Source organism: Microbacterium testaceum, from assembly GCF_020781835.1.
In the GTDB taxonomy this organism is placed as follows: Bacteria; Actinomycetota; Actinomycetes; order Actinomycetales; family Microbacteriaceae; genus Microbacterium; species Microbacterium testaceum_H.
This window is the reverse complement of the sequence record NZ_JAJGNJ010000007.1, coordinates 212,977-221,805: the sequence shown is the minus strand read 5'-3', so window position 1 is coordinate 221,805 and position 8,829 is coordinate 212,977. Positions and strand designations below refer to the sequence as shown.

The window sequence follows — 8,829 nt, the reverse complement described above, 5'->3', positions numbered from 1 at the left end:
GGCCCCCGGCCCGCCCCGCCGGCCCGCCCCCCCCCGCCGGGGGGGGGGGGGGGGGGGGCTGGCGCGGGCCCCCCGCCCCGCCCGGCGGGGGGCCGGGGGGGGGGGGGGGGGGCCCCCCCCCCCCCCCCCCCCCCCCCCGCGACGGTGGGTCGGATCAGGCCGAGGCGATGGCCTTGTCCGTGAGACGGTCGCCCGACTCGAGGTCGAAGACGTGCACGTGACCGGGAACCGGAGCCAGCACGACCGTCTCGCCCGCGTTCGGGTGACGACGGCCGTCGACGCGCGCGACGATGTCGGTGCGCTTGCCGTTGATGTCGGTGTGGCCGTATAGGTAGCCGTCGGCACCGAGCTCCTCGACGAGGTCGACGACCACCGACAGGCCGCGGCCGTCGGCCGGGGCGACCTGGATGTCCTCCGGGCGGACACCGATGGTGACCTCGCTGCCGTGCGCCTTGCCGATCACGTCCGCCTCGACGGGGACGATGAGGTCGCCGAAGCGCACGCCGCCCTCGGCCAGGTCGACCGGGAACAGGTTCATCGCGGGCGAACCGATGAAGCCGGCGACGAAGACGTTCTTCGGCTTCTCGTACAGGTCGCGCGGGGTGCCGACCTGCTGGAGCAGGCCGTCCTTGAGCACGGCGATGCGGTCGCCCATGGTCAGGGCCTCGGTCTGGTCGTGCGTGACGTAGACCGTGGTGACACCGAGGCGGCGCTGCAGCGACGCGATCTGGGTGCGGGTCTGGACGCGGAGCTTGGCGTCGAGGTTCGACAGCGGCTCGTCCATGAGGAACACCTGGGGCTGACGCACGATCGCGCGGCCCATGGCGACGCGCTGACGCTGACCACCCGAGAGAGCCTTCGGCTTGCGGGTCAGGTACTGCTCGAGGTCGAGCAGCTTCGCGGCCTCGAGCACGCGAGCAGCCCGCTCTTCCTTGCCGACGCCGGCGATCTTCAGGGCGAAGCCCATGTTCTCGGCGACCGTCATGTGCGGGTACAGCGCGTAGTTCTGGAAGACCATCGCGATGTCGCGGTCCTTGGGCGGCACGTCGGTGACGTCGCGGTCACCGATCAGGATGCGGCCGGAGTTGACCTCTTCGAGGCCGGCGAGCATGCGAAGGGACGTGGACTTACCGCAACCCGAGGGGCCGACCAGGACGAGGAACTCCCCGTCGCCGACCTCGAGGTTGAGCTTGTCGACCGCGGGGCGGGTGCCTCCGGGGTACAGACGGGTTGCGTTGTCAAAGGTGACGGACGCCATTTCTTCTTCTCCTTCACCGGCAGGTACGTGCCGGACGATCCGTAGTGAATGGAATGAACGGGGGCGACCCCGAGCGCGCACGACGTTGAGCGCAGGGTCAGTATGGCACGTGTCTGGGCATTTCTCAGCCAGGCTTACTACCATCGGTGCTCGTTCGCCTACCCGTGCGTTCCCATCATCGTCAGCGGCTCCCGTCCGCGCCCGAGAGGTCCCATGTCCAACGACCAGACGTCGAATCTGCCCGCCGAGAACGCTCGTCGCGAGGCGGTGCGCGAGAAGGCGCAGCAGGTCAAGGCGCGGCAGACGCGGGCACGGATCGTCCGCCGATCGCTGGTGACCGTCGGTGCCGTCGCGGCGGTCGCCGTCGGTGCGGCAGGCGTCACGTATGCGCTGTCGTCCCGCGACGGCCGGTCCCAGGCGCTCCCGGATGCCGCCTCCGACGACGGCTTCGTCGTCACCGCCGCGACGGGGATCGCCGACCCGCTGGCTGACCAGACCGTCGACGGCAACGCCTCCGCGATGGCGGCCGAGGCCACTCCCACCGAGACTCCGACGCCCGCCCCCGAGCCGACCACGACCGCCGCTCCGGTCGACATCCGCGTCTACGTCGACTACCTCTCGACCGAGGCGCGTGAGTTCCAGCTGGCCAACGCCGAGCAGCTCTCGAAGTGGGTGTCTGAGGATGCCGCGTCGCTGACGTACTACCCGGTGGCCATGCTCACATCGAAGTCGAACGGCACCAAGTACAGCCTCCGTGCCGCCGGTGCCGCCGCGTGCGTCGCGACACACGCGTCCGAGAGGTTCTTCGCCTTCAACCACGAGCTGCTCATCAACCAGCCGCCCGTGGACTCCGACGGCTACAGCGACGAGAAGCTCGCCGACATGGCGCAGGGCACCGGGGTGGCCGACCCCGACACGGTGCGCGCGTGCATCGAGGACGAGACGTTCACCGGCTGGGCGAAGGCCGCCACCGACCGCGCGATCAAGGGGCTGCCCGACACCGAGGGGCAGGCCCTGACCGCGACGCCGACGGTGCTCGTGAACGGGACCCCGTACGTCGGCCGTATGGACGACCCTAAGGAGTTCGCCCAGTTCGTGCTCACGGTGGACAGCAACGCCTACTACTCCACGGCCACGCCGACCCCGTCGCCCGTCGAGACACCGGCCGGTTGACCTACTCGGAGCATCGCCCGGCGCGCCGATAGACTGGCCGTCCAGCCGGCTTGGCGCAATTGGTAGCGCACCGTACTTGTAATACGGGGGTTGCAGGTTCAAGTCCTGTAGCCGGCACTTCCTCTCCACCAGTCCGCGCCAGGGCACGATGACCGCCCCATCGGGCATGACGGTGAGAATGTCACCGGGCCCGTGTGCCTGCTGGCCGGGATCACGTCATCCACGCCCCGCAGTGCTGCTCGGACTCGGGCCGCTGTCTCGGGACGGGTGCCCGGTCAGCGGGCACGTACGATCGACGACGGCCCGCGATGCGAGCGGGCGCAGGGAATGAGGATCCATGTCTCAGCGACGATCACCGGCGATCGCCATCCTCGGAGCGGTCTTGATCGGCTCGCTGACGGCGTTGCAGGCGCGTATCAACGGCTCCCTCGGCGCGGAGACCGGCGACGGCGTGCTGGCCGGTGGGATCTCGTTCGGATCCGGCCTGGTGGTCGTGCTCGCGATCGCCGCGGTGCTCCCTTCCGGGCGTGCGGGCCTGCGACGACTGTCGGCGGCCATCAGGGAACGCTCGATCCCCGTGTGGATGCTGCTGGGCGGTGCGGCAGGAGCGTTCACCGTCGCGTGCCAGGGGCTGGCCGTCGCCACCGTCGGCGTCGCCCTGTTCACGGTCGGGTTCGTTGCGGGCCAGACCACGGGTGGACTGCTCCTCGACCGTGTCGGCTACGGTCCCGCCGGCGTCGTGCCGGTCACCGTGCGTCGGGTGGTGGGGGCGCTGCTGGCGCTCGCGGGCGTCGCGGTGTCGCTGATGGGGGACAGCGTGGGCGGCATCCCGGTCTGGATGCTCGTCGTCCCCGTCATCGCCGGGGCGGGAGTCGCGTGGCAGCAGGGCACGAACGGGCGGCTGCGGCTGCGGGTGCAGAGCCCCCTGGCCGCCACCGTGGTCAACTTCGCGGGAGGAACAGCGGTGCTCATCGTCGCGGTGCTCGCGCACGTCGCGGTGGTCGGACCGCCGCGCGGCCTCCCCAGCGACCCCTGGCTGTACCTGGGCGGAACGGTGGGTGTCGTCTACATCTTCCTGTCGTCGGTCATCGTGCAGCGTACGGGGGTACTGCTGATGGGACTCGGGTCCGTGGTCGGTCTGCTCGCCACGTCGGTCGTGCTCGACGCCGTGTGGCCCGCGCCGGCGGCGCCTCCCCTCCCCATCGCTGTGCTCGCGGCCGCAGTGGCGATCGCGGGGGTCGTGGTGGCGGCGGTGCCGTGGCGGAGGCCGCGCCGCGGCCGGATCCGCCGGGGGTGAAGCCCCGCCGCGGACGACGACGCGTCGCCGCGGCACCCGGCGTCGGCCCTTCGGACGGCGTCAGAGCCGCGCCTCGTCGACCTTCCGACGTTTCTTGCCGCCCGGCATCCGTGAGATGTGCTTCGCGGCATCCACAGTCTTCCGCCGGGTGGGGCGCGATCGCACCGGCTTGCCCCCGACGTACAGCCAGCCGAGGAGCACCTCGCCCTTGGCCAGACCGTGCGCCTTGGCGAGCAGCTTGCTGCGGGTGTTGTCGTCGGAGCGCCAGAACACGCCGAACCCCGCCTCGTCGAGTGCCAGGCTCAACATGTGGGCGACACCGGATGCCACGGCTTCCTGCTCCCACGCGGGGATCTTCTTCGAGCTCAGGTCGGCGACGACCGCGATGATGAGCGGCGCCCGACGCGGCTTCGACGAGAGGCCCTTCTTCCCGTCGGCCTTGTTCAAGGCGCGGGCGAGCACGTCGCGATCAGCGCCACGGATCTCGATGAGACGCCAGGGTCTCAACGACTTGTGGTCGGCCACACGCCCGGCCGCCGCAACGAAGGCCTCCAGCTCGGGGCCGGTGGGTGCCAGGTCGGTGACCTTCGACCACGACCGCCGATCGCGCATGGCCTCCAGCGCGCTCATGCCTCGTCGGCGGGGGTGAAGCTCAGCGACAGCGAGTTCATGCAGTAGCGGTCGCCGGTGGGTGTTCCGAACCCGTCGGGGAACACGTGTCCGAGGTGCGAGCCGCAGTTGGCGCAGCGGACCTCGGTGCGCTGCATCCCGTGACTGTTGTCCTCGAGCAGTTCGACGGCCTCGGGTCGAACGGATTCGTAGAAGCTCGGCCACCCGCAGTGCGAGTCGAACTTCGTGCCGCTCTGGAACAGCTCGGCACCGCAGGCGGCACACGTGTACAGGCCGGCGCGGCTCTCGTCGAGCAGCTCGCCGGTCCACGCGCGCTCGGTGCCGGCCTGGCGCAGGACCGCATACTGCTCGGGGCTGAGCTCGGCCCGCCACTGGTCGTCGGACTTTTCGACGGCGTAGGTCATGAGTGGTCTCCTTCGTCTCCTCCATTCTCGCGTGTCCAGGGACTGCACCGGGCGGGGCGGCATAATCGCCGGGTGGACCAGGATGCCGTGACCGCCGTCGTCGACCGGTACGGGCGCTTCGCCCGCGACGAGGCTCCGGGACGCTCCCGGCTCTACGGCGAGTGGGCCGACCGCGTGGTCGACGACCCCGCCGTCGCGGCCGTGCTCGCCCGTATCCCCGCCACGCACCGCCAGCCGCCGCTGGTCTTCGCCGTCGCGCGCCTGCTCGGCGCGCCGATGGAGGCGGGGGACCGGTGGGCCGACTGGATCGTCTCCCACGCCGACACGCTCGTGGCCGAGTGCGAGCGGCGGAGCATCCAGACGAACGAGCCGCTGCGGTGCGCGGCGCTGCTCCCGGCCCTGGCACTCATCGACGGACCCATCGCGCTGATCGAGATCGGGGCCAGCGCCGGGCTGTGCCTCTACGCGGACCGGTACTCGTACCGGTTCCGATCCCCGGATGGCCGGACGACCAGCCTCGATCCCGAGGGCGGGCGCAGCACCGTCGTCCTGGAATCCGACGTCTCGGGTGAACCGCCGCTGCGCCTGCCTGAGATTGTGTGGCGCGCGGGAATCGACCTGCAACCGCTCGACGCCCGCGACCCTGAGGACCGCGCGTGGCTCACGGGACTGGTGTGGCCCGGGGAGGAGGGGCGCCGCGAGCGGATCACCGCGGCCCTCGACATCGCCGCGGCCGATCCTCCACTGCTCCTCGCCGGCGACGGAGCCCAGGCCCTGCCCGCACTGGCGTCTCGTGCGCCGCGGGAGGCGACGCTCGTGGTCACGACCCCCGGTGTCCTGGCGCACGTTCCGCGTCGGCATCGTGATGGCGTCATCGCCGCCGCTCGTGCCGCCGGGCGGTGGGTGACCGTGGATGCCGCGGGCCTCCACGACGCGTGGAACGGCACGCCGGAGCTGCGTCCGGGCGGGTTCGCTCTCGCGCTCGACGGCGAGGTCCTGGCCAGCGTCGATCCGCTCGGCGCGTGGGTGGCGTGGCATCCGGGATCGGCGTACCGCGCGCAGTAGCGTGGCGTCGTGGCTCTCTCGGACCGTGATCGCGCCTTCCTCGCCTTCGAGGGCGAGTGGCGTCGACACGGCGGGGCGAAGGAGGAGGCCATCCGCGCGGAGTTCGATCTCGCCCCCGCACGCTACTACCAACTGCTGGGGCGCGTGCTCGAAGATCCGGACGCTCTCGCACACGACCCGATGCTGGTCCGGCGTCTGCGTCGGCGCCGCGATGAGGCCGCGCAGCAGCACCGCGCCCGCCTGGGGCGTACGGCGACGCGCTGATGGGGGCTGAGAGCGCCGACCGATAGCATCGTCCAATGGCCAGATCGACCTTCCCTCGGGATCGCTTCGACGACCTGCCGGCCGATGTGGGCCGCGTCGGAGCCCATCGCGCCGAGCGTCCCCGGTCGCGCGGATGGGTGGTGTTCCTGTGGGCGGCGGTGGCCACCGTTCTCCTGGTCATCATCGGCATCTTCGGTGTGCTCGTCGCCTCCGGCCGGATCTCGTTTGGGTCCGATCCGGAACCGGCCCCGACCGTGAGCGAGACCACCGCGGTGCCGATCGACACGTCCTACTCGGTGGTCGTGCTCAACGGCACCGCCGATGCGGGGCTCGCCGGCAACCTGCGCGACCGGATCGTCGAGCTCGGCTGGTCCGGCGACAGCGTTCAGACGGGTGACTCCGACACCACCGATTTCGCCACCACGACCGTGTACTACCGCGGTCCCGAAGACGAGCAGGCCGCACGCGGGCTCGCCGATGCCATCGGGGGCGCGCAGATCGCGCAGGACGGTTTCTTGCAGCCGGTCGACGACCCGAACACCTCCGACGATGAGAGCGCGGAGAAGCGGCTCGTCGTGGTCATCGGACTCGATCGGGCCGCGGCTCAGCCCACTCCCTGACCCCCTGGTGGCCGCGTGTTTCCGCGGCGTAAAAAGTTGGATGCCGCCGTGTCAACAATGCCCACAGGGGCCGGAACGACGCGGTTCCGCGTGCTTACGATGACCTCGTCGTTCAGCAACAGGAGATTCGCATGACGCAGGGCACCGTCAAATGGTTCAACGCCGAGAAAGGTTACGGCTTCATCACCGTGACGGACGGCCAGGACGTCTTCGTCCATTACTCGAACATCGAGATGTCGGGCTTCCGCGTCCTCGAGGAAGGCCAGGCCGTCGAGTTCACTGTCGGTTCCGGTCAGAAGGGGCCCCAGGCCGAGTCTGTCCGCCTGATGGCCTGACGCCTCTCACTCCCGGCGTCGTCGTTTCCGCAGCGCGTCGGCGGCTTGCACTCCCCAGGGTCGAGTGCCAGAATGAGTTAGCACTCGCTTTTGTCGAGTGCTAAAGACTGGTAGCCACCCGTCCGGGAGGGACGACACACTTATGGCAAAGATCATCGCTTTCGACGAAGAGGCCCGGCGCGGTCTCGAGCGCGGCCTCAACACCCTGGCCGACGCCGTCAAGGTGACCCTGGGCCCCCGCGGTCGCAACGTCGTGCTCGAGAAGAAGTGGGGCGCTCCCACGATCACGAACGACGGTGTCTCGATCGCCAAGGAGATCGAGCTGGACGACCCGTACGAGAAGATCGGCGCCGAGCTGGTCAAGGAGGTCGCCAAGAAGACCGACGACGTCGCCGGTGACGGAACGACCACCGCGACCGTCCTCGCTCAGGCGCTCGTGCGCGAGGGCCTGCGCAACGTCGCGGCCGGCGCCGACCCCATCTCGCTCAAGAAGGGCATCGAGAAGGCCGTCAAGGCCGTCACCGACGAGCTGCTGGCTTCGGCCAAAGAGGTCGAGTCGAAGGAGCAGATCGCCGCAACCGCGTCGATCTCGGCCGCCGACCCCGCGATCGGCGAGCTCATCGCCGAGGCGATCGACAAGGTCGGCAAGGAGGGTGTGGTCACCGTCGAGGAGTCCAACACCTTCGGCACCGAGCTCGAGCTCACCGAGGGTATGCGGTTCGACAAGGGTTACATCAACCCCTACTTCGTCACCGACCCCGAGCGCCAGGAAGCGGTCTTCGAAGACCCCTACATCCTCATCGCGAACCAGAAGATCTCCAACATCAAGGACCTTCTGCCCATCGTCGACAAGGTGATCCAGGAGGGCAAGGAGCTCCTCATCATCGCCGAGGACGTCGAGGGCGAGGCTCTCGCGACGCTCGTGCTCAACAAGATCCGCGGCATCTTCAAGTCGGCCGCCGTCAAGGCGCCCGGTTTCGGCGACCGTCGCAAGGCGCAGCTGCAGGACATCGCGATCCTCACCGGCGGCCAGGTCATCACCGAAGAGGTCGGCCTCAAGCTCGAGAACGCCACCGTCGACCTGCTCGGCCGTGCGCGCAAGGTCATCATCACCAAGGACGAGACGACGATCGTCGAGGGTGCCGGTGACTCCGCTCAGATCGAGGGTCGCGTGACCCAGATCCGCCGCGAGATCGAGAACACCGACAGCGACTACGACCGCGAGAAGCTCCAGGAGCGCCTCGCCAAGCTCGCCGGCGGCGTCGCCGTCATCAAGGCGGGTGCGGCCACCGAGGTTGAGCTGAAGGAGCGCAAGCACCGCATCGAGGATGCCGTGCGCAACGCCAAGGCGGCCGTCGAAGAGGGTGTCGTCGCCGGTGGTGGTGTCGCCCTCATCCAGGCCGGCAAGACGGCGTTCGCGAACCTCGAGCTCACGGGTGACGAGGCAACCGGCGCGAACATCGTCAAGGTCGCCATCGAGGCTCCGCTCAAGCAGATCGCCCTCAACGCCGGTCTCGAGCCGGGCGTCGTCGCCAACAAGGTCGCCGAGCTCGAGGTCGGTCACGGCCTCAACGCGGCGACGGGTGAGTACGGTGACCTGTTCGCACAGGGCATCATCGACCCCGCCAAGGTGACGCGTTCCGCGCTGCAGAACGCCGCCTCGATCGCCGGTCTCTTCCTCACCACCGAGGCCGTCGTCGCCGACAAGCCCGAGAAGGCCGCGGCCGCGCCCGCCGACCCGACCGGTGGCATGGACTTCTGATCCACGCCCAGGCAGAACGCA

At 69.9% G+C, this 8,829-nt stretch carries 10 protein-coding genes and 1 tRNA gene; 8 read left to right on the top strand and 3 right to left on the bottom strand.

Going from position 1 to position 8,829, the window contains the following annotated elements; genetic code table 11:
- Nucleotides 1–154 precede the first annotated feature (154 nt).
- Nucleotides 155–1,258, bottom strand: coding sequence for an ABC transporter ATP-binding protein (locus LL239_RS12225; RefSeq protein WP_228163704.1), 1,104 nt, complete (start codon nucleotides 1,256–1,258; stop codon nucleotides 155–157).
- Between the two features lie 213 nt (nucleotides 1,259–1,471).
- Between LL239_RS12225 and LL239_RS12220 the strand changes: the two genes are divergently transcribed.
- The 3 genes from LL239_RS12220 to LL239_RS12210 all read left to right on the top strand — a co-directional run bounded on the left by LL239_RS12220 (nucleotide 1,472) and on the right by LL239_RS12210 (nucleotide 3,728).
- Nucleotides 1,472–2,431: a DsbA family protein gene (locus LL239_RS12220; protein ID WP_228163703.1), complete on the top strand. Its 960-nt coding sequence runs from the start codon at nucleotides 1,472–1,474 to the stop codon at nucleotides 2,429–2,431.
- Between the two features lie 44 nt (nucleotides 2,432–2,475).
- Nucleotides 2,476–2,548, top strand: a tRNA-Thr gene (locus LL239_RS12215).
- 220 nt (nucleotides 2,549–2,768) lie between these two features.
- The gene (locus LL239_RS12210) at nucleotides 2,769–3,728 is read left to right on the top strand and encodes a DMT family transporter (protein WP_228163702.1); all 960 of its coding nucleotides are present in this window, start codon (nucleotides 2,769–2,771) and stop codon (nucleotides 3,726–3,728) included.
- A 60-nt stretch (nucleotides 3,729–3,788) separates the two neighbouring features.
- On the opposite strand, the gene LL239_RS12205 is transcribed toward LL239_RS12210, so the two are convergent.
- A complete protein-coding gene (locus tag LL239_RS12205; protein ID WP_228163701.1) occupies nucleotides 3,789–4,358 on the bottom strand; it encodes a nitroreductase family protein in 570 nt (189 codons plus the stop codon).
- Entirely contained in the window at nucleotides 4,355–4,762 is a 408-nt protein-coding gene (gene msrB, locus LL239_RS12200) for a peptide-methionine (R)-S-oxide reductase MsrB (RefSeq protein ID WP_228163700.1), read from the bottom strand. Before msrB ends, LL239_RS12205 begins: the two co-directional genes overlap by 4 nt.
- A 72-nt stretch (nucleotides 4,763–4,834) precedes the next feature.
- Between msrB and LL239_RS12195 the strand changes: the two genes are divergently transcribed.
- From LL239_RS12195 to groL, 5 genes are all read left to right on the top strand, one after another.
- Complete coding sequence (locus tag LL239_RS12195) at nucleotides 4,835–5,827, top strand: DUF2332 domain-containing protein (RefSeq protein WP_228163699.1); 993 nt, start codon at nucleotides 4,835–4,837, stop codon at nucleotides 5,825–5,827.
- A 9-nt stretch (nucleotides 5,828–5,836) separates the two neighbouring features.
- On the top strand, nucleotides 5,837–6,091 hold the full coding sequence (locus tag LL239_RS12190; RefSeq protein WP_228163698.1) for a DUF3263 domain-containing protein: 255 nt from the start codon (nucleotides 5,837–5,839) through the stop codon (nucleotides 6,089–6,091).
- A gap of 35 nt (nucleotides 6,092–6,126) precedes the next feature.
- Nucleotides 6,127–6,711, top strand: a complete 585-nt coding sequence (locus LL239_RS12185; RefSeq protein WP_228163697.1) for a LytR C-terminal domain-containing protein — start codon at nucleotides 6,127–6,129, stop codon at nucleotides 6,709–6,711.
- A gap of 131 nt (nucleotides 6,712–6,842) precedes the next feature.
- Complete coding sequence (locus tag LL239_RS12180; RefSeq protein WP_013585848.1) at nucleotides 6,843–7,046, top strand: cold-shock protein; 204 nt, start codon at nucleotides 6,843–6,845, stop codon at nucleotides 7,044–7,046.
- A gap of 142 nt (nucleotides 7,047–7,188) precedes the next feature.
- Nucleotides 7,189–8,808, top strand: coding sequence for a chaperonin GroEL (gene groL, locus LL239_RS12175; RefSeq protein ID WP_228163696.1), 1,620 nt, complete (start codon nucleotides 7,189–7,191; stop codon nucleotides 8,806–8,808).
- Nucleotides 8,809–8,829: the final 21 nt, after the last annotated feature.